The organism is Avibacterium endocarditidis, from assembly GCF_965138825.1.
In the GTDB taxonomy this organism is placed as follows: Bacteria; Pseudomonadota; Gammaproteobacteria; order Enterobacterales; family Pasteurellaceae; genus Avibacterium; species Avibacterium endocarditidis.
In genome coordinates this window covers 113,252-136,335 of record NZ_CBCSDH010000003.1, presented here as the reverse complement: position 1 = coordinate 136,335, position 23,084 = coordinate 113,252, and the positions used below count along the sequence as shown (strand labels likewise).

Below are 23,084 nucleotides of genomic sequence, written 5' to 3'. Positions count from 1 at the left end.
ATTAAACTGAAAGATTTGTGATCAATATCACAGCCAAAGTATGACTACTGTCATAGGCACTTTATTGTAAATAGACTAATCTCATTATGAGTTTAATCTGCTAATAGGGAGGAAGTGATGTTTCTGACAGTTTTCAGTTTTATTATTGTCACTGGCTTTGTGGCTTGGATTTCTTGGCGGAAAACCAGAAATGATGATTTATCAACAGCTAAAGGATATTTTCTTGCTGGACGAGGGTTGAGTGCAGTTGTCATTGGTTGTTCAATGGTATTAACTTCACTTTCTACTGAACAATTAATTGGTGTCAATGCCAATTCCTATAAAGGCAATTTTTCTATTATTGCTTGGACGGTTCAATCAGTCATTCCGCTTTGTTTTTTGGCTTTGTATTTATTACCGAAATATATTCGCAATGGCTACACGACAATTCCAGAATTCTTTGAAAGCCGTTTTGATCGTCAAACACGCTTAATAATGTCTGGGTTATTTTTAGTATTCTATTTATTTATCGTTATTCCCACCGCACTTTATACAGGGGCAATTGCCTTTAATAAAATCTTCAATTTAGAAACCGTATTTGGAATTAGCTATGGTGAATCTATTGTTTATACCGTAATGGCGATAGGTTTTATTGGTGCGATTTACGCTATTTTTGGTGGCTTAAAAGCGGTGGCAGTATCAGATACAGCGAATGCAATTATCCTTATAATTGGGGCTATTCTAGTACCAATTTTTGCCTTAATTTATTTAGGCAATGGCAGTTTTATGAAAGGCTTGCATATTATTGGTACAACGCACGTTGAAAAATTTAATGCTATTGGTAGTGCGACAGATGCTGTACCTTGGCCAGCAATGTTTACGGGGATTTTGATCGTAAACTTTTTCTATTGGACAACTAATCAAGCGATTGTGCAACGTGCATTAGGTGCGAAAGATTTAAAAGCAGGGCAAAAAGGGATTTTAATTGCTGCGCTTTTCTTGCTCTTATTGCCGATTATTCTTAATTTACCAGGTTTGCTGAGTTTCCATATTTTAGGTGAAGGACTAAATCCAATTGATTTATCTTATCCTGAATTAGTTAATCGCGTTTTGCCAACAGTCCTACAAGGTTTCTTTATTGCGGCTTTATTTGGGGCAATTTTAAGTACATTCAATTCATTCTTAAATTCAGCAGCAACAATTTATTGTAAAGACTTATTGCCTTCACTAACCAAAAGAACCTTTAGTGAAACTGAATTAATTGTTTATGCGAAAAAAGTCTCGGCAGTCATGGCAGTTATCACCATCATTATTGGACCATTGCTTATGTTTGGTACAGATGGCATTTTCTTACTGACTAAACGTTTTGCAGGTTTTGTGAATATTCCTATTGTTGCTCTATTTGCAGTGGGATTATTCAATAAAACTGTATCGGGACTAGCTGCGCGTATTGCCTTATTGGTACATGTTATTTTATATTTCCTTATTGTTTGGGTATTTAATGTAAAAGTGAATTTTGTGTATGTAATGGCTGCACTATTCGTTTTTGATGTCGTATTAATGCTAGTATTAGGTTCGTTCTTACGCAGAAAAACACCTTATGTTGATAACGTGTCAAACCAAAGTAATGTAGATTTAAGCAACTGGGAATATGTTAATATCACTGTGGCATCTCTTGCATTAGGTTTAGTTTCTCTTTATGCGTTGCTTTCTTCAATTGGGCTTGCTTCAGAAAATGGTAAACCACTTTGGGTACTTGCTGCTTATGCAATTCTTCAAGTGATTTTATTTGTGGTAATTGGTCGAAATAAGAAAAAGGTGTAACCAATGAAAAATGTAATTTATATTCTTTTAGATCAAGTTAGAAAAGATATGCTTGGTACTTATGGACATAAGATTGTAAAAACGCCGAATTTAGATCGTTTAGCGAGAGAAGGTGTTCGTTTTGATAATGCCTTCACGCCAGCTTCAGTTTGTGGCCCTGCTAGAACATCACTTTTTACAGGGCAAATGCCTTCTACCCATGGCATTATTCGAAATGGTGAAAAAGGTGGAACAGGAGAAATTCCGGCAGAGCAACCACATATCGGAAAACTGGACGGCTATAATTGCTATGTTGCAGGAAAATGGCACGTTGGCACGAGATCTGTTCCAAGAGATTACGGTATTAAAGGGCATAATTTTGATGGATATGGCTACCCAGGCAGTCACGTTTATAAAAATTTAGTGTTTGATCAAGCGCCTACCCAGTCAAATCGTTACCCTGAATGGCTTGTAGAAAAAGGCTTCCCTACGCCAGAAGTCAGCCTAGCTTATTTTGGTGATAACCCACATTTAAGAGTACAAGAATTGTGCGGTTTACTTTCAGGAACAAAAGAACAAACGATTCCCTATTTTATTATTGATGAAGCGAAAAGCTTTATTTTGGAATCTCTTGCTGAGCATAAGCCTTTCTTTACTTGGATTAATTTCTGGGGGCCGCATACGCCTTGCATTGTTCCTGAGCCTTATTATTCAATGTATGATCCAAAAGATGTTGTCCTCGATGAAAGTTTCTTTAAACCTTTAGAAGGTAAACCTGGCCATTATCGTACCATTTCTAAAATGTGGGGAATGTGGGAAGCAAGTGAAGAACGCTGGAAGGAAGTGATCACCAAATTCTGGGGATATATCACTTTAATTGATGATGCGATTGGTGAACTATTTAATTTCCTTGAAAAACACAATCTTTATCAGGATTGTTTTATTGTCGCCACCGCAGATCACGGCGATGCAATGGGCGCACATAGAATGATTGAAAAAGGTGAGTTTATGTTTGATACTACCTACAATATTCCATTGATTATTAAAGATCCTGAATCTCCGCGTATCAATGAAGTGGACGATAATTTAGTTTATCTGCACGATTTGACTTCAACTGTGTTTGATGTTATTGGGCAAGCCGTTCCAGAAACTTTCCAAGGCGAAAGCCTATTGCCTATTTTGCGAGAACATAAATCCAATGATCGTAAGGGAGTATTAGCTCAACTTGCAGGGCATTTTGTTTATTTTGAACAGAGAATGTGGCGTAGGAAAGATTATAAATTGGTCTTCAATGCAAGTGATGTAGGGGAGTTGTACGATATTCGTAATGATCCTGAGGAGTTACATAATTTGTTTTATGACCCAGAATATCAGCAAGTGAAAAAAGAAATGTTAGAAGAAATGCGGGCAGAAATGCTGAAGTATAAGGATCCATTAGAAAACTGGGCATATCGTATTATTAATGAGATCTAATTCTTCTAAATAAGAACCAAAAGAAAAAGTGCGGTAAAAAATTTCTGATTTTTTCACCGCACTTTTGTTTTAACGTTTACTCAATAACAATTATTTTGCAGAGTAATAACCGCCCATTGCGCTATATACGGCGTTTTCGCTTTGAATGAGGTTGTATTTTGCATTCAAAATGGAAAGCTCGGAGTTGCGTTCGGTGCTTGCGGCGTTTAACCATTCTCTTAGTTCTGCAATGCCTGCATCATAGCGGTTTTTGTAATATTGCGTGATGCGTTTGTTGTAGTTGTAGGTTTGCTGCAAGTTGGCGAAGTTTTGACGCGCTTGGTTGTAAGCAAAATAGTTGGTGTCAATATCATTTAAGGCTTTGGTGATGCTTTGTTCAAAGTTGACAAGTGCAAGATCATAAGCCGATTCTGAAATTTTTACGTTCCATTTCACGGTGTTCCAGCTCAAGAATGGCAAGCTAATTCCTACTGTTCCTCCTGCGATAGGGGTGTTGAATGCGTTATCAATTTTATTGCCACTAGAGCCTAAACTTCCGCCCAAGGTAATGGTTGGGAACCAGCTTTTTTGCATTGCTTTGGCATCTTTGAAAGCGCTGTTTAAGCGATATTGATAACCTTTTACGTCTGGACGATTAGCAATGGCAGAAAGAGGCACATTAAGGTTTACCCCCACATTTTTCACTTTAAGAATATGCGGGTAGTTCACTTTTAATGGATCACTTGGTTTTAAATTCAATAAGTTACGCAAGGTGGCTTCTGCTGTTTTCTTTTGCGTTTGGTAATTGATTAAGCTGTTGCGCGCTGTTAAAACCGCTTGTTGTGCTTGATCGGAACTTGCGCGATCTGCCACGCCTTGGCGGAATTTATTTTGCATAATGCGGTTAATTTCGGAATAGTAATTAATAGTTTTATTCACGGTGTTAATCGCATCATTTAAGTAACCAAGTTGATAGTAGGTTAAGATTACGGAGTTGATTAATGAAATGCGCGCTGCTTCAAGATCTTGTTCGCTAGCAGCGTGTCGCCATTCTGCTGCAGAAGCAGAATCAGCTAAACGACGCCATAAATCTAGGGTGTAACTCACGTTTAATGCACCACCGTGGCTAATCACTGAAGAGCCACCATCGTGGATATTTTTATTAGCTGAAGAAGAAACCGAACCACTGAAATTCGGTACTAAATTTGCGCCGATTAAATTCGCGTTATAAAGTGCCGTATTTACAGCAATGGCAGCTTTGGCTAAATCTTTGTTATTTTCCAAGGCTTGCTCAACTAATTGATTAAGCTGTGGATCTTTATACAGCGTCCACCAATTTTCTTGAATGTTGTATTGTTTGGTTAATTCTTCATATTGTTGGAAATCTTGTTGTGACGCTTTGTAGGAATCATCAAGATTCGCACAGCCAGCTAACAACACAGACAAGCCAATAGCAAGTGAGAGTTTGGATTGTTTTAACATCATTTTTTCCTTATTAAATAAAATCGTAAGCAAATAAAGTGCGGTGTAATTTTGCCGATTTTTTATTGCCTGATGGTTGAAATTTTATCAAAAAACTATTCCTGAGCTAAAGCGGTAATTGGATTTAATTGCGAAGCATTTTTTGCTGGCATATAGCCAAAAATCACCCCAATTAAGCTTGAGCAGAGCAGCGCGGCGATAATCGAGAAGGTGGAAAAGATCATCGTAAAATCTTTCACCAGCCAATTAAACACTGTGCCTAGCACCATTGATAGCACCACGCCAGTGATACCACCAATTAAGCAAATCAGCACCGCTTCAATTAAAAATTGTTGCAAGATATTAAATTGTCTTGCGCCAATGGCCATTCGCACGCCAATTTCTTTGGTTCGCTCGGTTACCGAAACCAGCATAATATTCATCACCCCAATGCCGCCTACCACAAGAGAAATAATGGCAATGGAAGAAATCAGCAACTTCATTGTATTTGTGGTGCTTTCAATGGTTTGCTTGATTGTATCGGTGTTAAACACGAAAAAATCTTTTTTGCCGTGGCGCACGGTGAGCAGGCGAGTGAGATCTTTTTCTGCTACTTTAGAACTAATTTCATCACGAATTTTTACCGTAATTGAGCTAATTTTTTGATTGCCCGAAATTTTGTTCATTGCTGTTGTGTAAGGTATATAAATATTCAGGCTAGAATTATTCGTTACCATATTATTGCTGGCTGCTACCCCTATGATGCGCAATGGTTTTTTATTGATCATCAAAATTTTGCCAAGGGGATTTTGATTGTTGAATACTTCGCGTAACGTGTTTTCATCAATCACGGCTACTTGTTCGCTGTGTTTTACGGCTTCTGCGCTGAAAAATATGCCTTCAGCTTTGCTTAAACCGCGGACATTAAAATATTGCTCGCCCACACCACGCACTTGGGCGGTGAAACTTTGGTTACCGTAAGTGAGTGTGCCGTTTACCGAACTATTTGGTGTAACGCTGGCAATATAGCTTTGTTTGGCAAGGATATCGGCATCTGCTACGGTAAGATTTTGATTTTTCGCTGCGCGCCGATCACCAAAGCCTGTACCGTTATAAATATCCATTGTATTTGTTCCTATTGCATTGATGTTGCTAAGAATTTTTTTTTGCGAGCCGTTACCCAAGGCAACCACGCAAACTACTGAAGTAATACCAATAATAATCCCTAACATTGTCAGCAAGGAACGCAGTTTATGCGCCACAATGGCTTTAATAGACATTTTGAAAGATTCAACAAATTGATCTTTATAAAATTGTAATCGGCTTTTATTGCTTTGTGGTGCGATGTCTTGTTTTTGTGTAATTTGTTCCGATTTGCGGCGATCTTCAATAATTTTGCCGTCTTTGATCTCAATAATACGATTAGCAAAATTTGCTACGTTTTTATCGTGCGTGACCAAAATAATGGTGTGGCCCTCGGTGTGTAGCTGAGTGAGAATATCCATCACCGTTTCGCCACTTTTGCTATCTAATGCGCCAGTAGGTTCATCGGCTAGAATAATTTCGCCCCCGTTCATCAAGGCACGCGCAATACTCACACGTTGTTGTTGGCCACCAGAAAGCTGATTTGGCTTGTTTTCTAAGCGATCACCTAAGCCTAATTTTTCTAATAATTGTTTGGCTCGTTGTAGGCGAGTAGGTTGATCGATGCCTGCATAAATGGCAGGAAGTGCCACATTTTCCACCGCACTTAGGGTTGAAAGCAGGTTATAGCGTTGAAAAATAAAGCCAAATTTTTTCTGCCGTAAATCAGAAAGCTGATCACGATTGAGCTGGCTGACTTCTAAACCATCTACTTTATAAGAGCCTGATGTCGCTGTATCCAAGCAGCCAATAATATTCATTAAGGTAGATTTGCCTGAGCCTGATTGGCCAATAATGGCAATAAAATCGCCTTTTTTGATGTTTAAATTGATGTCTTTTAACACCTGAGTGCGATTTTCGCCTTCACCGAAAAATTTGTTGATGTGGCTTAATTCAATAATATTCATAAAAAAACCACCGCACTTTATAAAATTCGAGGGCCGCGGAAAGTATTTCCCACTTTTTCATCGCTGGTTACTTGCGAGGAAATCACTTTTTCCCCTTCTTCCAAGCCATTTAAAATTTGCGTATTCATATCATCGCTTAACCCTGTAACAACGGTGCGTTTTTCTACTTTATTATTGTCTTTCAATATATTAACAAAGGTTTCTTTTCCTTCCTTGTGTAACGTGATGGTAGGAACCAGTAGGGTATTTTGTACATCGGCAATGATAATGGTATTTTGCGTAGTCATTCCAATACGCAATTGGTTATCAGGATTATCTATTAAAACATTGGCATAGTAATAAACCGCACTGGTATTTGAGGCACTTTCTTTATATTCGTTATCCGTGAGCGTGGTGATGGCGGGATCAACAGAATGAATGGTTGAATAATAGACTTTGTCTGGTTCAGAAAGGGTGGTAAATTCGACAGCCATTCCTGCTTTCACTTTGGTAATGTCGCCTTCAGAAATTTCTGGCTTAATTAAAATCTTCGTTAAATCCGCCACTTGTACAATGGTTGGGGTAGTTTGGTTGGCGTTCACCGTTTGCCCTTCGGATACGGGAATGGACAGCACTGTTCCGTCTAAAGGCGAAAGAATTTGGGTATATTGTAAATTGGTTTTCGCTGTATCTACTTGAATTTCCGCACGCTGAATGGCAGCTTCCACTTCAGAAATCGCCGCTTTGGCAGCAGATAAATTATTTTTCGCCGCATTCAGTTCATCTAGAGAAGTGGATTTGCTCGCATATAATTTCGCAAGGCGATCATAGGCAGATTTCGCCACATTATAAGCTACTTGTTTTGCATTGAGCTGAGCTTGGTAGGCTTTTAATTCCGCTTGTGCTGAATTTAACGCATTCACTTGATTTTTAGAGTCAATTTCTGCGATTAAATCCCCTTGTTTGATATGTTGCCCCAATACAACGTGAATTTTTTCAATTTTACCCGAGGCTTGCGCGCCCACTTCCACACGGTTATAAGCACGAACGGTGCCTGCGGTGATGACGGATTTTTTGATTTCGCCACGGCGTACATTTTCTGTTAAATAGGTGGTTTCTTGTTGATTAGAATGGGTGAAATAACTATAAGCACCAAATGCCACTAACCCGACGGCAAGTAGGGAAAAAATCGTTTTTTTACGCATAAAAACTCCGAGAAAAATAACAATTGTTTTATTCGATGATTATAGTAGAAAACCTTTCTTAAGAAGACCTTAAGAAAAATAAATTTACACTGAATGAACGTTCGTTCATTTTAGGGCGTGAATTGTATCATTTATCTAAGGAAAATCAACCGCACTTTTGAATTCTGCTGTTAAACATAGTAGAATGAACAACAATTTTTTTACAAAAATCGAGAATATTTTGAGGTCAAAATGAGCCATATTATAGAGAACGAACATCAACCTACCAACTTTATTCGTCATATTATTGATGAAGATTTGGAAACAGGGAAAGTAAACCTCGTTTACACCCGTTTTCCACCTGAGCCAAATGGCTATTTACATATTGGCCACGCAAAATCGATCTGCTTAAACTTTGGTATTGCAGAAGATTACAAAGGCTTGTGTAACTTGCGTTTTGACGACACCAACCCTGTTAAAGAAGATGTGGAATATGTCGATTCCATTAAACAAGATGTGGAATGGCTTGGTTTCCATTGGGAAGGAAAGGCACGTTATGCATCTGATTATTTCGATGCGCTTTATGGCTATGCCATTGAATTAATTGAGAAAGGTTTGGCTTACGTTGATGAACTTTCACCTGAACAAATGCGTGAATATCGAGGCACATTGACCGAACCAGGAAAAAACAGCCCTTACCGCGATCGTAGCGTGGAAGAAAACTTAGCCTTATTTGAAAAAATGAAAAATGGCGAGTTTGCCGAAGGGAAAGCCAGTTTGCGCGCCAAAATTGATATGGCATCGCCGTTTATGGTAATGCGTGATCCGGTGTTATACCGCATTAAATTTGCCGAACATCACAATACAGGGGATAAATGGTGCATTTATCCAATGTACGATTTCACCCATTGTATTTCCGATGCTATTGAGGGCATTACGCATTCATTATGTACCTTGGAATTCCAAGATAACCGCCGTTTATACGATTGGGTGCTTGAGCATATTTCCATTAAACGCCCATTGCCACATCAGTATGAATTTTCACGTTTGAACTTGGAATATACGCTCACGTCTAAACGTAAGTTGTTGAAATTAGTGGAAGATGAAGTGGTTGATGGTTGGAACGATCCGCGTATGCCGACCATTTCAGGTTTACGCCGCCGTGGTTACACGCCAGCGTCAATCCGTGAATTTTGCCGCCGTATTGGAGTAACCAAGCAAGATAACGTGGTGGAATTTAGTGCGTTAGAATCTTGTATTCGTGATGATCTTAACCAAAATGCACCACGCGCAATGGCGGTGATTAATCCATTAAAAATCGTGATTGAAAACTTTGACGGACAAGAAATGCTTTCTGCGCCAAATCACCCAAATCGCGAAGAATTAGGTCATCGCCAATTGCCATTCACCAAAGAAATTTATATTGATCAAGCGGATTTCCGTGAAGAGGCGAATAAACAATATAAACGCTTAGTATTAGGCAAAGAAGTGCGTTTGCGTAATGCTTATGTGATCAAGGCGGAGCGTGTGGAAAAAGATGCTGAGGGCAACATCACCACCGTTTATTGTACTTATGATCCTGAAACCTTAGGCAAAAATCCTGCGGACGGACGCAAAGTGAAAGGCGTAATCCACTGGGTATCGGCAACGGACAACGTGCCTGCGGAGTTTCGTTTATACGATAAATTATTCACCGTGCCAAACCCTAGTGCGGCAGAAGAGCTTTATGAAGTGTTAAATCCAAATTCTTTGGTGGTAAAACACGGCTTCGCAGAAAAAAGTCTTGCCAATGCCAAAGAAGAACAAGCGTATCAGTTTGAACGCGAAGGTTATTTCTGTGCTGATAGCAAAGACAGCCACCCAGAACACCTGATTTTTAACTTAACAGTGAGTTTGAAAGAAGGGTTCTAATTTTTCATTTTCATTGAAAACATAAGTGCGGTAGGAATTTGATAAGAATTTCTACCGTTTTTTATTGAGAATTTTCCTTGGTTAGAAGTAGTTATGATGTTGTGCTTTTGATGAAATTAATACCATTCTTAATCTAAGAAAAAGAGGAGAAATAAAAAGGTTTAATAGTAGCGGAGAGTTAGATTAATTGGATAACTTTAAGGGGAGAGCCAAGCTATAAAGTTCTACAAATATAAATTAATACTGCGCTTGGACTATATCAAATTTGGTGGAGCTGGGGGGAGTTGAACCCCCGTCCGAAATTACTCTACCTTCAGCACTACACGTTTAGTCTAGTCTTTAATTTCACTTAACCACTGCGGACAGACACGCGATAGTTAAGCTAGCTTGATTCAATTTAACGTTTCGATCCTCAAGCGGAGGCGTCCACGCGATCTCGTTTGGGTTTGACTCCTCTTTATCCCCGTCTTACGAGCGGAAGCTGGGGAGAGAAGGCTATGAGCAGGTTATTAAGCTGCTAAAGCGTATTGTTCGTCGTTTGCGACTATTTTTTTGCGGTTTATTTACGAGGCCAACCGCACCTCGACGTGCACCTTGGGCTTCGCTAATCCCGTCGAATCCAGAATCAGCCCCAAAAACTCGGTAATTCTATCAAGGAATTGATTGAATTTAAAGAGAAATACAGTAAAAAGGCTAGAATATTTCTAGCCTTTTTTAATCATAACTCGATGACTAAATTATTTAGTTAAACTTTCAACTTTTTCAACTGCTGCGTCTTTTGCTTCAGTGACTTTTTCAACTGCAGCATCTTTTGCTTCTACAGCTGCATCTTTAACAGCTGCGGCTTTGTCCATTGCCGCGTCTTTCACTTCAGCCGCTTTTTGTGCTGCTGAATCAACCGCTGAGCTCGCTTTTTCAACTGCGGCATCTTTTGCTTCTATGGCAGCATCTTTAACATCAGCAACTTTATCCATTGCCGCGTCTTTTACATCTGCTGCTTTTTCTGCTACTGCATCTTTAGCGTCAGTTACTTTTTCTACTGCTGCGTCTTTCATTTCAGCTGCTTTTTGAGTAGCTGCATCAGCCATTGAGCTTGCTTTTTCAGTGATTGCATCTTTAGCTTCAGTAATTTTTGATACTGCAGTGTCTTTCACATCTTTTGCTGCTTCAACTGCTGCATCTTTAACATCTGATGCTGCTTGAGTTACAGCGTCTTTCGCTTCAGAAACGCTTGATTTTGCATTTTCAACTTGTGCTGAAACTTTGCTTTCTTTATCGAAACAGCCAGTTACAGTTAAGGTTGCGCCTAATACTAATGCGGCTAATAATGATTTTTTCATTTTTACTCCTAAATAAATAATTCAATAATGAGATACAAACCCCACGTTTGCGGTGCATAGTCTGTAACAAAAATGTGGAAAAATAAACTACTATTTACATTTTTTTACGTATTAATTTTGAAAAAATTTAAGTGGATAGATTTAACTCATTGAAATTAAATGAAAAGATGTTTTTTGAGTAATGAATTGTCATTTTATGTAAAGAGTGAAACTTTTGTAAGTGGTGAATTTTATAGCTTAATGCGGTGATTTTGTCATCATTATGCATTTTTTCATAGAAAATTTTGATGTAAAAAAATCTGCGCTTAACCGCTATTTTTAAGGGAAAAGCGCAGATTTAAAGTGCGGTCGGTTTTTTCTGAATTTTTGTTATTGTGTTGCTTGGATTGCTGTTAATGCAATGGTGTACACAATATCATCGACTAATGCACCGCGAGAAAGGTCGTTCACTGGCTTACGCATACCTTGTAGCATAGGGCCAATAGAAACGAGATCCGCAGAGCGTTGTACCGCTTTATAAGTGGTGTTACCTGTATTCAGATCTGGGAACACGAATACGGTGGCTTTACCTGCAACTGGTGAATTTGGCGCTTTAGAACGTGCCACATCTTCCATAATTGCCGCATCATATTGTAATGGGCCGTCAATGATAAGATCTGGGCGTTTTTCTTGCGCAAGGCGCGTTGCTTCTTTCACTTTTTCAACGTCCGCACCGCTACCTGATGTACCCGTAGAGTAGGAAATCATTGCCACTTTCGGATCAATACCAAAGGCTTTCGCAGAATCTGCCGATTGAATTGCGATTTCTGCAAGCTGTTCTGCTGTTGGATCTGGGTTTACCGCGCAGTCACCATAAACAAGCACTTGATCTGGCAATAACATAAAGAAGATAGAAGAAACAATGGAGTTACCCGGTGCTGTTTTGATAATTTGCATTGGCGGACGAATGGTGTTCGCCGTGGTGTGAACCGCACCTGAAACCAAGCCATCAACTTCGTTGGCTTCTAACATCATTGTGCCAAGTACCACGGCGTCTTCTAGTTGCTCACGGGCAAGCGCTTCGGTCATACCTTTGTTTTTACGCAGTTCGACTAAACGTGCCACATAGTTTTCACGCACGCTTGCTGGATCAATAATAGTGATGCCTTTGCCTAATTGTACGCCCTGCGCTTCTGCCACACGTTGAACATCAGCAGGGTTAGCTAAAAGCACACATTCTGCAATACCACGTTCTGCACAAAGAGCGGCAGCTTTGATCGTACGCGGCTCGTCTCCTTCAGGCAACACAATGCGTTTTTTCGCTTGGCGTGCTAATTCGGTTAATTGGAAACGGAACGCTGGTGGTGATAAACGACGTTGGCGAGAAGATTCTTCCACGATTGAATTAACAAAGTTTGTATCAAATTGCTGGCTAGTATATTGTTTAATGCTTTCAATACGCTCTTTATCATCGACTGGCACTTCAAGGTTGAAGCTTTGTAATGCAAGGGCAGTTTGCCAAGTGTTGCCTTCAATACGGAAAATTGGTAACCCTGAGCTTTCAAATGTTGGTTGGCAAAGTTTCTTGATTTGATTATCGATTTTGTAGCCACCTGTAAGTAGAAGGCCACCTAATTCAACGCCATTACTTGCCGCTAGTGCGGATGCAACCAATACATCAGGGCGATCTGCCGAAGTAACAAGTAAGCTACCGTTGCGGAAGTGTTCCACCATATTTGGCAAGCTTCTTGCACAGAACGTAATGCTACGAATACGGCGTGTTTGAATATCGCCTTCATTGATAATCGCTGCGCCTAAGTGTTTAACCAAATCAATCACACGAGTTGCGATAAGTTCTGCATTCCAAGGAATACAAGCAAGCACTTTGATTGGGCTTTTTTCAAATAATTTATACACTTCAGCCACGTTGCTATGGCTATGTTGATAAGCGTCAAAAATCTCACTTAAATCAGGACGAGTGCGGCCAGATTCATCAATTGGTGCGTTGAATTTGTTAATTACCACACCGAGTAAGTTTTTGTTATTTTTACCACCAAATTGTGAAGCCGCTGCTTCTACACGCTCTTTAAGTTGAGCTGGGGTTTCTGTTGAAGGCGCAGCAACAAGAATGATTTCTGCATCTAAAGCTTGAGCAATTTCATAGTTAATGCTGTTAGCATAGCTATGTTTACGTGTTGGGATTAAGCCCTCAACAATGATAATCTCATTATTTTTGGTGAGCTGTTGGTGATTTTCAACAATTTTTTCTAATAGAACATCAGATTGATTTTGCCCGATTAAACTTTCTGCGACACTAAGCATAAATGGCTCAGCGGTTTCAATAGAAGTGCTGGTGCGAACGATAGAAGTGCTGCGGTCAAGTTTATCTTCACCAGTATTGGGCTGTGAAATTGGCTTCATAAAGCCGATTTTTGCCCCTTTTTCTTCAAGGGCACGAATTAAACCAAGGCTAACACTGGTTAAACCAACGCCAGCACTTACAGGAATAAGAATAATTGTGCGAGACATAATAAACCTTTAGGTTAAGTGATTAAAAAGAAACTGCCGAAGTGCTCGGCAGTCTGTTTATTGCAAAATTAGATGCAAAGTTTTGCAGTATCTTGGGCAATCACCAATTCTTCGTTAGTTGGGATAACCATTGCCACAGGGGTGTTATCTGCGGTGATCACGCCTTCGTTACCAAAGCGTGCTGCAAGGTTTTTGTCGTTATCTAGTTTATAGCCGAAGAGTTTTAAATGCTCTAAGGTTTTTTCACGAACAAGTCCTGAGTTTTCACCAATACCACCCGTAAACACGATAGCGTCTAAACGCTCACCGATAACCGCCATATATGAACCGATATATTTCGCTAAACGGTAGCAGAATACATCTAATGCACGTTTTGCTGCGGCTTCTGCATCATAGTTATCTTCTGCATAACGACAGTCGCTGGTTACTTCTGTTAAACCTAATAAACCTGATTTTTTGGTTAATAGGGTGTTGATTTCTTCAACGCTCATACCTAGGTTATCGTGTAGGTAGAAAATGATTGCTGGGTCTAAATCACCAGAACGTGTACCCATCACTAAGCCTTCTAATGGGGTTAAGCCCATTGATGTATCAATACATTTACCGTGACGAACGGCAGCTACTGATGCACCGTTACCTAAGTGACAAGTGATCACATTTACTTGATCCGCAGGCACATTTAAACGCTCAGCCGCTTGTTGGCTTACATAGAAATGGCTTGTACCGTGCGCACCGTAGCGGCGAACACCGTGATCTTTATATAAAGAATAAGGAATAGCGTATAAGAACGCTTCTTCAGGCATTGTGGTATGGAATGCTGTATCAAACACCGCCACGTTTTTATCTTTTAAGTGCGGGAACATTTTGAACGCTTCTTCAATACCGATTAAGTGCGCAGGGTTGTGTAATGGCGCAAATTGGATCGCGTCTTTAATCCCTTGAATAACTTCATCATTGATGATTACAGAAGAAGTGAATTTCTCACCACCGTGAACAATACGGTGACCAATTGCCACAATCTTATCTTTTAATGATGGATCTAATGGGAAAATATTGTTCACAATAAATGCAAGCGCTTCGCTATGTGCCGCACCAGCACCTAATTCCGCATTGCCTTTTTCACCGTGCAATTTCCATTTGATACGCGCATCTGGCAGGTGGAAAGCTTCTGCAAGACCAGATAATTTTTCTTCACCTGTTACAGGGTCTAAAATAGAAAATTTAAGTGATGAACTACCGCAGTTCAGTACGAGAACTAATTTTTGAGACATAAGTAACCTATTTTTAATTAAGTTAAAAGGATTCCGTCTAAATAGCCTAAACGGAGCGACATTTATAAAGCCGTTAAACTTATATAGGATACACCTTTCAACAGATAAAATAAATTCTCAAGCGAGAAAAAATACGATTTTTATCAAAAAAATGATTAAAAATTAAAATATTTTTATAAAGAATTAAGCGAGAAGTCCGAAACCGAGATCGGCTATAATGGGAATATGACAACCATAAACAAAGGAAAAACAATGAATTTTTTCACCGCACTTAAACAAGGACAGATTTATTTAAACACTTGGCCGTTAATCCCTAAACTTGGAATGATTTTCCCTGAAAACCGTGTGATTAAAGCGACAAAATTTGCACAGAAGCTAATGCCGTTTCTCGCTGTGTTCGCTTTAGTTTGGCAACAGATTTATGCCAAAGGGGAGATAATGGCATTTGCCGCCGCGATTTTAACCGCACTTTTTGCCTTGTGCTTACCCTTGCAAGGATTATATTGGCTAGGCAAGCGGGCTAGCTCTCCATTGCCAGCGAAAAGTGCGGTGCAATTTTCAGCCCTTTTTTCACAATTAGAAAAAGCGGGTTGTGTGCTTGCTAAAGTCGATCAGCCAACTTATCAAGATTTAGCCCAATTATTAAACAAAGCCCAGAAGCATTTACCTGCCGATTTTTGGCAATCTCTGTGATGGTGTGTGTTGATCCCCTTGAGGGCGGGTGATATAGTACGCCACTTTTTAACCCTTAGGATAAAAAACTGCAAATAATGCTACGCAAACGTTTTCGTTTTTTGCTAGAATACGGCGGTCATAAATATCCTATATTTTGTAGAGATTATTTTCGTGAACAATTATTTAGATTTTATCATTATCGGAATTATTGCGTTTTCTATTATTATCAGCCTTTTGCGTGGTTTCGTGCGTGAGGTGATGTCCCTTGCAAGCTGGGTCGTTGCCTTTCTGGTGGCAAATCATTTTTATCCCTATGTCGCCAACTTTTTAACTCAAATTGAATCAGGATATATTCGTAACGGCGCCGCCATTGCCATCTTATTTATTGCCACCTTAATTATTGGCGCAATTGTGAATTATTTAGTTAGCCAACTGGTAGATAAAACAGGTTTATCAGGCACTGATCGCGTTTTAGGTGGCTGTTTCGGTTTATTGCGTGGCGTGCTAATTGTCGCTGCCTTATTATTTTTCGTAGATACCTTTACCAACTTTAGCCAAAGTGAAGTGTGGAAAGAATCAAAATTAATCCCGCACTTTGGTTTTATTGTGGAATGGTTCTTCCAAAAAATTCAGGAAAATTCCAGTTTATTAAACTCAACATTAACTCAATAGGGGATAACACGAAATGTGTGGTATTGTCGGTATTATCGGTCAAAGTCCAGTAAACCAAGCTATTTATGATGGCTTAACCGTGTTGCAACATCGCGGGCAAGATGCCGCAGGAATTGTAACCATTGACGATGAAAATCGTTTTCGCTTACGCAAAGCCAATGGGCTGGTGAGCGATGTTTTCCAACAAGTGCATATGTTGCGTTTGCAAGGCAATGCAGGGATTGGACACGTTCGTTATCCGACAGCGGGAAGTTCAAGCGTTTCAGAGGCTCAGCCCTTTTATGTCAATTCGCCTTATGGCTTAACCTTAGTGCATAATGGCAATTTAACCAATTCGGAACAGCTGAAGAAAACCTTATTTGAACGGGCGAGAAGGCACGTTAATACCAATTCAGATTCTGAAGTGCTACTTAATATTCTCGCTTACCACCTCGACCACATTTACACCCAACACCTTTCCGCCGAAGACATTTTCCACGCCATTAAAGCTACGAATAATGACATTCGTGGGGCTTATGCTTGCATCGCAATGATTATCGGACACGGAATGGTGGCTTTTCGCGACCCGAATGGTATTCGCCCATTGGTGCTAGGCAAACGTGAGGAAAAAGGCAAAACAGAATATATGTTTGCCTCTGAAAGCGTGGCATTAGATGTGGTGGGATTTGAATTTGTGCGTGATGTTCAGCCGGGCGAAGCGGTGTATATCACCTTTGACGGCAAACTTTATGCCCAGCAATGTGCAGACAATCCAAAGCTCAACCCTTGTATTTTTGAATATGTTTATTTTGCCCGCCCAGATTCTTACATTGACGGCGTATCCGTTTATGGAGCAAGAGTACATATGGGGGAACGTCTAGGGGAAAAAATCGCCCGTGAATGGCAAGATCTAGACATTGATGTGGTGATCCCCGTGCCTGAAACTTCTAATGATATTGCCTTACGCATAGCCCATATTTTAAACAAACCTTATCGTCAAGGTTTTGTGAAAAATCGCTATGTGGGTCGCACTTTCATTATGCCGGGGCAAACGCAGCGCGTAAGTGCAGTACGCCGCAAACTGAATACCATTTCTTCTGAGTTTAAAGGCAAAAATGTGCTATTAGTGGACGATTCCATTGTACGCGGTACCACCTCAGAGCAAATTGTAGATATGGCGCGCGCTGCAGGGGCGAAAAAAATCTATTTTGCCTCAGCAGCACCAGAAATTCGTTATCCAAATGTGTACGGCATTGATATGCCAACAAAACACGAACTCATTGCTTATGGACGAGAAGTGGACGAAATTGCCAAACTCATTGGCGTGGATAAATTGATTTTCCAAGATCTTGATGCGCTTACTCAATCTGTTCAGCAAGAAAATCCTGCGATTAAAGATTTTGATTGCTCAGTGTTCACTGGAAAATATGTTACAGGGGACATTACGCCAGAATATCTTGATCATATCGCTGATTTACGCAATGATAGTGCCAAGAAAAAGCGTGAGAAAGACGCGACCAATCTTGAAATGCACAACGAGAGCTAATGAGCAAACAACGTTTAATTATTGCCATCACAGGCGCTTCAGGGGCGATTTATGCGATACGTTTATTGGACGTATTGAAAAACGTCCCTGATCTTGAAACCCACTTAATTATCAGCAACGCCGCCAAACAAACCTTGGGCGCAGAAACGGATTACAGCGTTCAACAAGTGCGCGCCTTGGCGGATCAGACCTACGATGTACGCGATATTGGCGCAGCAATTTCTTCAGGATCTTACCGCACTTTGGGAATGGTGATTCTGCCTTGTTCAATCAAAACTTTATCAGGCATTGCGCACAGTTACACTGATGATCTCATCACCCGTGCCGCTGACGTGTGTTTAAAAGAGCGCAAACCGCTTTTTCTTTGCGTACGCGAAACCCCGCTACATTTAGGCCATTTACGTTTAATGACGCAAGCGGCTGAAATTGGCGCAACCATAATGCCTCTAATGCCCGCCTTTTACCATCGCCCTGAAAGCATTGATGATATTATTAACCAAAGCATTAACCGCCTATGCGATCAATTTGGCATTGAGCTAGAGCAGGATTTATTCCAACGCTGGGGGGAGTAGAAATTCAATCAAATGTAAAGCGATTCTATCGTAATGAAATAATGAAACTAGTTCTATGATAGAATTGTAGGTATTGTGGAACTAAGTTTATAGTAATAAATATGCTAAACGATGAAGATATGGCATTGTTTCGTGATGCGGTGCGAGGGGCTACGCCTTTAAAGCAAAATGAATTTGTGCCAGGTTATAGAAAAAATAAGCAAAAACAAGAGCAGCGTGAGCAACGTGAAAGGGAAGATACCTTGTTCTTTTTTTCTGACGAATATGAGCCTTTGTTGAATGAAGAGGGGGCGGTGAAATATTTGCGCGAGGGGGAGGATTCCTATCTGCTTAAGCAATTACGCCGTGGTGATTTTTCTCCAGAGCTGTTTTTGGATTTGCACGGTTTAACCCGAGAGAAAGCGAAATTAGAGCTGGCGGCGCTAATTCAAGCTTGTGAAAAAGAGCATATCTATTGTGCAAGCATTATGACAGGCTATGGAACTTATACGTTGAAACGCCAAATCCCTCGTTGGCTTGTGCAGCACCCCCGTGTTCGAGCCTTACATCAAGCACCAAAAGAATGGGGCGGGGAAGCAGCAATTTTAATTTTGCTTGATGTGTAGCGTTCTTCTAGCAAGAACGATGTTTTTTATTTTTTAAGATAGCTTTTAAGACTATCCATTTGTTTTTCTGCTTCATTTAGCCCTAATTCATACATCGCCTGAATTTTTCGCGGATCTTTTTCAATACGTTTGATATGCAGATCTTGCGGTGGACGAATGACGAAAATTTTTCCTTCCTGTTCTAGCTTAATAATTTTCTCGATTTGTTGATTATAGTCTTCCGCACGTTGAATAAGCTTTTCGGCAAGGCGGGGATATTTGCGATAGAACCAATTAATCAGCCATTTTGCTGAAGGTTTTTTGCGATAATCTAAAGTGCGGGTCAAAATAACGATAATTTTTTCGTAACCTAAGTGTTGACAAAAATTCAATGGAATACTGTCGGCAATCCCTCCATCTAAATATTTTTTACCATTAATTTCAACATATTGCGAAACAAAAGGCATTGCAGAAGTGGCGCGTAAGGTTTCCATCTGGGCAAAAGGATCGGTGATTTTTACATATTCTGCTTCCCCCGTTTCAATATTGGTGAGCGTGGTGTAGAAATCTGTATTGGCTTGTTTGAAAGTTTCGTTATCAAAGGGATCAAGGGTGAACGGCACTTGATAAAAAGCGAAATCCTTATTCACAATATTGCCCGTGGTAAATAGACTAGTAAAGCCGAGATAGCGTTTATCATTCAAGTATTTTAGGTTATAACGAATGACACGCCCTGCTTGTTTAGAAGGATAATTCACACCAAATAGCGCACCAGCCGATACGCTCACAATGCCGTCAATATGCACATTTTCTTTAAGAAATACATCAAGCACGCCAGCGCTGAACATTCCGCGCATTGCACCACCTTCTAACACTAATCCAACTTTCATCATCACACCCTTTGAAATTCAAAGGCTAGATGATAACCCTTGGTTAGGGTTCATCAAGCAATAAATTTACTTTATAATGCCAGCCCATTAGATGAAATTAGGGTAGAAAAATGAAAATTGCGCTTGGCATTGAATATAACGGCAAGCATTATTTTGGCTGGCAACGGCAGGAGAGTGTTGCCAGCGTGCAAGAGCGGTTGGAAAAAGCCATTTCTTTTGTGGCGAATGAAGATTGTCAAATTTTCTGTGCGGGGCGGACGGATTCTGGCGTACACGCGACAGGGCAGGTGGTGCATTTTGAAACCAATGCGGTGCGTGCAGAAACGGCGTGGAGCTTTGGGGTGAATGCCAATTTGCCCGATGATATTGCAGTATCTTGGGCAAAGCAGGTTGATGAGGATTTTCACGCACGTTTTAGCGCTACTGCGCGCCGTTACCGCTATGTAATTTATAACAATAAATTGCGCTCGGCGATTTTGCCAGAAGGGGTTACTCATTATCATCAGCCGTTAGATCACGCATTAATGCACCAAGCAGGGCAGGCGTTATTGGGGGAAAATGATTTTTCTTCTTTTCGTGCGGCACAATGTCAATCCAATACACCGTGGCGAAATGTGCATCATTTGAACGTGATTAGACAAGGAAAATACATTATTGTGGATATTCAAGCCAATGCCTTTGTTCATCATATGGTGCGAAATATTGTAGGCAGCTTAATGGAAGTGGGGGCTGGGCGCCAGCCTGTGGAATGGATAAGCTGGCTGCTTGCACAAAAAGATCGTAAGTTGGCAGCACCCACCGCCAAACCAGAAGGGCTTTATTTAGTGCAAGTGCATTATCCTGAACAATTTGCCATTCCGCAAAATGCACTTGGGCCACTTTATTTGTCCGATCAGTTATAGCGTTTAAAAGCTAGAATCTTGGTGCAAATTATGGTGTAATAAGCAGAATTTTTTATGAATAAGAAAGGGTTAAAATGAGCTGGATTGATCGAATTTTTAGTAAGAATACGGCATCAAACACACGCAAGGCCAACGTGCCAGAAGGCGTTTGGACAAAATGTACTTCTTGCGGACAAGTATTATATCGTGATGAATTAACGCGTAATTTAGAAGTTTGTCCAAAATGCGGACATCATATGCGTATTGATGCGCGTACACGGTTATTGGCTTTATTAGATAAAGAAAGTGCGGTGGAAATTGCTGCAGATCTTGAGCCAAAAGACATCTTAAAATTCAAAGACTTAAAAAAATATAAAGATCGTTTAACCGCAGCTCAAAAAGAAACGGGCGAAAAAGATGCGTTAATCGCAATGGCAGGTACATTATATGGAATGCCTGTGGTTGCTGCGGCGTCTAACTTTAGTTTTATGGGCGGTTCAATGGGCGCTGTAGTCGGGGCAAAATTTGTTAAAGCAGCGGAAAAAGCCATTGAAGACAATTGTCCTTTTGTCTGTTTTTCAGCCAGTGGTGGCGCACGTATGCAAGAAGCATTGATTTCGTTAATGCAAATGGCAAAAACCAGTGCAGTTTTGGCAAGAATGCGTGAAAGAGGCGTGCCGTTTATTTCGGTGTTGACCGATCCAACATTAGGTGGCGTTTCAGCCAGTTTCGCAATGCTTGGTGATATTAATATTGCCGAGCCAAAAGCCTTAATTGGCTTTGCTGGCCCACGCGTGATTGAGCAAACCGTGCGTGAAAAACTGCCAGAAGGTTTCCAGCGCAGTGAGTTCTTATTAGAAAAAGGGGCGATTGATATGATCGTAAAACGCGGTGATATGCGTGAAACCCTTGCGAGCTTGTTAAGCAAACTTTCTAATAAGCCTTCTCCTTTTGTGCAAGCTGAGTTAGTAGAAAATCTCCCTGAGAATGAATAATCTTAAATCTTCTTTAACAGCCACTTCGCCTTTGTCGCAGTGGCTTTCTTATTTGGAACAAAGCCATTTTAAAGCCATCGATTTAGGTCTTGAGCGCATTAAATCAGTGGCAGAACAGCTTGACTTGCTCAAGCCCGCGCCTTTTGTGATCACCGTTGGTGGGACAAATGGCAAAGGCACAACCTGTCGCTTGTTGGAGCAGATCTTGCTCAATGCCGGTTATCGCGTGGGCGTGTATTGTTCCCCTCATTTAATTCGCTATAACGAACGTGTTCGCATTCAAAATCAAGAATTGCCCGATGCGCAACATAGTGCCTCTTTTGCTTTTATTGAGCAGAACAAAACCCAATCTTTGACCTATTTTGAATACAGCACCTTATCGGCGTTGTATTTGTTTAAACAGGCTAAGCTTGATGTGGTGATTTTGGAAGTGGGGCTAGGTGGACGCTTAGATGCCACCAATATTGTGGATAGCGATATTGCGGTGATTACCAGCATTGATATTGATCACACGGATTTTCTTGGTGATACCCGTGAGCAAATTGCCTTTGAGAAAGCAGGGATTTTCCGAGCGAATAAACCGGCCATTATTGGCGAGCCTGATGTGCCGAATACAATGCTAGAACACGCGCAAAAGCTGCATTGTCAGCTCAGTCGCCGTGGAGTAGAGTGGACATTCAGCCAAACCGCTCAAAGCTGGCAATGGCAAAGCGAACACAGTCAGAATGGCGAAAATGAAAGCAAAAAAGTGCGGTTAGAAAATCTGCCTTTTCCACATATTCCCCTAGCCAATGCGGCTACGGCTTTAGCGGTGTTGCCTTATTTTCCGTTTAACATTGCAGAACAGCCTATTCGTGACGCACTGCAAAACGTCCAACTTACAGGACGTTTCCAGCCGTTAGATAGCCTGCAACGACAGCGTTTAAGTGAACTGTTACATTGTAACGAAAAAGCCTTACCACAAGTGATTATTGACGTAGGGCATAATCCACACGCCGCAAAATATTTGGCAGAAAAACTCACCGCACTTAAACAACCGACACAACGTATTCTGGCGGTTTGTGGTATTTTGAAAGATAAAGATACCCAAGGTGTGCTTTCTCCACTGCTTGATGTGATTGATGAATGGCATTGTATTAGCTTGTCTGGCTATCGTGGACAACGTGGTGAAGAATTGTTAGCCGAACTGCAAGCGCTGGCGTTATTACGAAATAAAATGCTTAAAGCAAGTTCATTTTCCTCAATGGAGCAAGCACTACAAAGTGCAGTGCAAAATTCGCGAGAAAATGATGTCCTGCTCGTTTTTGGTTCGTTTTATACCGTAGGGCAGTTGTTGGAATTATTAGCATAA

General features: G+C 40.6%; 18 protein-coding genes and 1 other RNA gene. 11 read left to right on the top strand and 8 right to left on the bottom strand.

Features of this window, described 5'->3' with window-relative positions; all coding sequences use genetic code 11:
- Positions 1–117: 117 nt before the first annotated feature.
- Together ACNAV8_RS02835 and ACNAV8_RS02830 are read left to right on the top strand one after the other, a co-directional pair.
- Complete coding sequence (locus ACNAV8_RS02835) at positions 118–1,803, top strand: solute:sodium symporter family transporter (RefSeq protein ID WP_415777173.1); 1,686 nt, start codon at positions 118–120, stop codon at positions 1,801–1,803.
- A 3-nt stretch (positions 1,804–1,806) separates the two neighbouring features.
- Complete coding sequence (locus ACNAV8_RS02830) at positions 1,807–3,255, top strand: sulfatase-like hydrolase/transferase (protein ID WP_415777172.1); 1,449 nt, start codon at positions 1,807–1,809, stop codon at positions 3,253–3,255.
- A 90-nt stretch (positions 3,256–3,345) separates the two neighbouring features.
- On the opposite strand, the gene tdeA is transcribed toward ACNAV8_RS02830, so the two are convergent.
- The 3 genes from tdeA to ACNAV8_RS02815 form a co-directional block, all read right to left on the bottom strand.
- The gene (gene tdeA / locus ACNAV8_RS02825) at positions 3,346–4,716 is read right to left on the bottom strand and encodes a toxin/drug exporter TdeA (protein WP_415777187.1); all 1,371 of its coding nucleotides are present in this window, start codon (positions 4,714–4,716) and stop codon (positions 3,346–3,348) included.
- Positions 4,717–4,811: 95 nt separating this feature from the next.
- Positions 4,812–6,746 carry a MacB family efflux pump subunit gene (locus ACNAV8_RS02820; protein ID WP_415777171.1) on the bottom strand — a complete coding sequence of 645 codons (1,935 nt, stop codon included), beginning with the start codon at positions 6,744–6,746 and terminating at the stop codon, positions 4,812–4,814.
- A gap of 17 nt (positions 6,747–6,763) precedes the next feature.
- Positions 6,764–7,930, bottom strand: a complete 1,167-nt coding sequence (locus ACNAV8_RS02815; RefSeq protein ID WP_415777170.1) for an efflux RND transporter periplasmic adaptor subunit — start codon at positions 7,928–7,930, stop codon at positions 6,764–6,766.
- A 231-nt stretch (positions 7,931–8,161) separates the two neighbouring features.
- Between ACNAV8_RS02815 and glnS the strand changes: the two genes are divergently transcribed.
- Entirely contained in the window at positions 8,162–9,820 is a 1,659-nt protein-coding gene (gene glnS / locus ACNAV8_RS02810; RefSeq protein WP_103855349.1) for a glutamine--tRNA ligase, read from the top strand.
- Positions 9,821–10,086: 266 nt separating this feature from the next.
- On the opposite strand, the gene ssrA is transcribed toward glnS, so the two are convergent.
- The 4 genes from ssrA to ACNAV8_RS02790 all read right to left on the bottom strand — a co-directional run bounded on the left by ssrA (position 10,087) and on the right by ACNAV8_RS02790 (position 14,939).
- Positions 10,087–10,453, bottom strand: a transfer-messenger RNA (tmRNA) gene (gene ssrA, locus ACNAV8_RS02805).
- 104 nt (positions 10,454–10,557) lie between these two features.
- Positions 10,558–11,160, bottom strand: coding sequence for a hypothetical protein (locus ACNAV8_RS02800; protein ID WP_103855348.1), 603 nt, complete (start codon positions 11,158–11,160; stop codon positions 10,558–10,560).
- Positions 11,161–11,529: 369 nt separating this feature from the next.
- A complete protein-coding gene (pta, locus tag ACNAV8_RS02795) occupies positions 11,530–13,668 on the bottom strand; it encodes a phosphate acetyltransferase (protein WP_415777169.1) in 2,139 nt (712 codons plus the stop codon).
- 68 nt (positions 13,669–13,736) lie between these two features.
- Entirely contained in the window at positions 13,737–14,939 is a 1,203-nt protein-coding gene (locus tag ACNAV8_RS02790) for an acetate kinase (protein WP_103855347.1), read from the bottom strand.
- A 252-nt stretch (positions 14,940–15,191) separates the two neighbouring features.
- Here ACNAV8_RS02790 and yfbV point away from each other — a divergent pair, with 252 nt between their 5' ends.
- The 5 genes from yfbV (at position 15,192) to smrB (ending at position 18,988) form a co-directional block, all read left to right on the top strand.
- On the top strand, positions 15,192–15,632 hold the full coding sequence (gene yfbV / locus ACNAV8_RS02785; protein ID WP_103855346.1) for a terminus macrodomain insulation protein YfbV: 441 nt from the start codon (positions 15,192–15,194) through the stop codon (positions 15,630–15,632).
- A gap of 153 nt (positions 15,633–15,785) precedes the next feature.
- Positions 15,786–16,286 carry a CvpA family protein gene (locus ACNAV8_RS02780; RefSeq protein ID WP_103855345.1) on the top strand — a complete coding sequence of 167 codons (501 nt, stop codon included), beginning with the start codon at positions 15,786–15,788 and terminating at the stop codon, positions 16,284–16,286.
- Between the two features lie 13 nt (positions 16,287–16,299).
- Positions 16,300–17,811 carry an amidophosphoribosyltransferase gene (purF, locus tag ACNAV8_RS02775; protein WP_103855344.1) on the top strand — a complete coding sequence of 504 codons (1,512 nt, stop codon included), beginning with the start codon at positions 16,300–16,302 and terminating at the stop codon, positions 17,809–17,811.
- Positions 17,811–18,383 carry a UbiX family flavin prenyltransferase gene (locus tag ACNAV8_RS02770; RefSeq protein WP_103855343.1) on the top strand — a complete coding sequence of 191 codons (573 nt, stop codon included), beginning with the start codon at positions 17,811–17,813 and terminating at the stop codon, positions 18,381–18,383. Before purF ends, ACNAV8_RS02770 begins: the two co-directional genes overlap by 1 nt.
- A 101-nt stretch (positions 18,384–18,484) precedes the next feature.
- The gene (gene smrB, locus ACNAV8_RS02765; RefSeq protein WP_415777168.1) at positions 18,485–18,988 is read left to right on the top strand and encodes an endonuclease SmrB; all 504 of its coding nucleotides are present in this window, start codon (positions 18,485–18,487) and stop codon (positions 18,986–18,988) included.
- A 26-nt stretch (positions 18,989–19,014) separates the two neighbouring features.
- Here smrB and ACNAV8_RS02760 read toward each other — a convergent pair whose 3' ends face one another.
- Positions 19,015–19,857 carry a patatin-like phospholipase family protein gene (locus ACNAV8_RS02760; RefSeq protein ID WP_415777186.1) on the bottom strand — a complete coding sequence of 281 codons (843 nt, stop codon included), beginning with the start codon at positions 19,855–19,857 and terminating at the stop codon, positions 19,015–19,017.
- Between the two features lie 110 nt (positions 19,858–19,967).
- On the opposite strand from ACNAV8_RS02760, the gene truA reads away from it, so the two are divergent.
- The 3 genes from truA to folC all read left to right on the top strand — a co-directional run bounded on the left by truA (position 19,968) and on the right by folC (position 23,084).
- Complete coding sequence (gene truA / locus ACNAV8_RS02755; RefSeq protein WP_103855342.1) at positions 19,968–20,759, top strand: tRNA pseudouridine(38-40) synthase TruA; 792 nt, start codon at positions 19,968–19,970, stop codon at positions 20,757–20,759.
- Positions 20,760–20,833: 74 nt separating this feature from the next.
- Positions 20,834–21,733 carry an acetyl-CoA carboxylase, carboxyltransferase subunit beta gene (gene accD, locus ACNAV8_RS02750; protein ID WP_103855341.1) on the top strand — a complete coding sequence of 300 codons (900 nt, stop codon included), beginning with the start codon at positions 20,834–20,836 and terminating at the stop codon, positions 21,731–21,733.
- A complete protein-coding gene (folC, locus tag ACNAV8_RS02745) occupies positions 21,726–23,084 on the top strand; it encodes a bifunctional tetrahydrofolate synthase/dihydrofolate synthase (RefSeq protein WP_103855340.1) in 1,359 nt (452 codons plus the stop codon). Before accD ends, folC begins: the two co-directional genes overlap by 8 nt.

Excerpts from the sequence above, each read along its gene's own strand:
- smrB (WP_415777168.1), top strand. The coding sequence starts at position 18,485 with ATGCTAAACGATGAAGATATGGCATTGTTTCGTGATGCGGTGCGAGGG.
- pta (WP_415777169.1), bottom strand. The coding sequence starts at position 13,668 with ATGTCTCGCACAATTATTCTTATTCCTGTAAGTGCTGGCGTTGGTTTA.
- ACNAV8_RS02800 (WP_103855348.1), bottom strand. The coding sequence starts at position 11,160 with ATGAAAAAATCATTATTAGCCGCATTAGTATTAGGCGCAACCTTAACT.
- accD (WP_103855341.1), top strand. The coding sequence starts at position 20,834 with ATGAGCTGGATTGATCGAATTTTTAGTAAGAATACGGCATCAAACACA.
- ACNAV8_RS02770 (WP_103855343.1), top strand. The coding sequence starts at position 17,811 with ATGAGCAAACAACGTTTAATTATTGCCATCACAGGCGCTTCAGGGGCG.
- ACNAV8_RS02815 (WP_415777170.1), bottom strand. The coding sequence starts at position 7,930 with ATGCGTAAAAAAACGATTTTTTCCCTACTTGCCGTCGGGTTAGTGGCA.
- yfbV (WP_103855346.1), top strand. The coding sequence starts at position 15,192 with ATGAATTTTTTCACCGCACTTAAACAAGGACAGATTTATTTAAACACT.
- ACNAV8_RS02830 (WP_415777172.1), top strand. The coding sequence starts at position 1,807 with ATGAAAAATGTAATTTATATTCTTTTAGATCAAGTTAGAAAAGATATG.
- ACNAV8_RS02760 (WP_415777186.1), bottom strand. The coding sequence starts at position 19,857 with ATGAAAGTTGGATTAGTGTTAGAAGGTGGTGCAATGCGCGGAATGTTC.
- folC (WP_103855340.1), top strand. The coding sequence starts at position 21,726 with ATGAATAATCTTAAATCTTCTTTAACAGCCACTTCGCCTTTGTCGCAG.
- truA (WP_103855342.1), top strand. The coding sequence starts at position 19,968 with ATGAAAATTGCGCTTGGCATTGAATATAACGGCAAGCATTATTTTGGC.
- tdeA (WP_415777187.1), bottom strand. The coding sequence starts at position 4,716 with ATGTTAAAACAATCCAAACTCTCACTTGCTATTGGCTTGTCTGTGTTG.
- glnS (WP_103855349.1), top strand. The coding sequence starts at position 8,162 with ATGAGCCATATTATAGAGAACGAACATCAACCTACCAACTTTATTCGT.
- ACNAV8_RS02790 (WP_103855347.1), bottom strand. The coding sequence starts at position 14,939 with ATGTCTCAAAAATTAGTTCTCGTACTGAACTGCGGTAGTTCATCACTT.
- ACNAV8_RS02835 (WP_415777173.1), top strand. The coding sequence starts at position 118 with ATGTTTCTGACAGTTTTCAGTTTTATTATTGTCACTGGCTTTGTGGCT.
- ACNAV8_RS02820 (WP_415777171.1), bottom strand. The coding sequence starts at position 6,746 with ATGAATATTATTGAATTAAGCCACATCAACAAATTTTTCGGTGAAGGC.
- purF (WP_103855344.1), top strand. The coding sequence starts at position 16,300 with ATGTGTGGTATTGTCGGTATTATCGGTCAAAGTCCAGTAAACCAAGCT.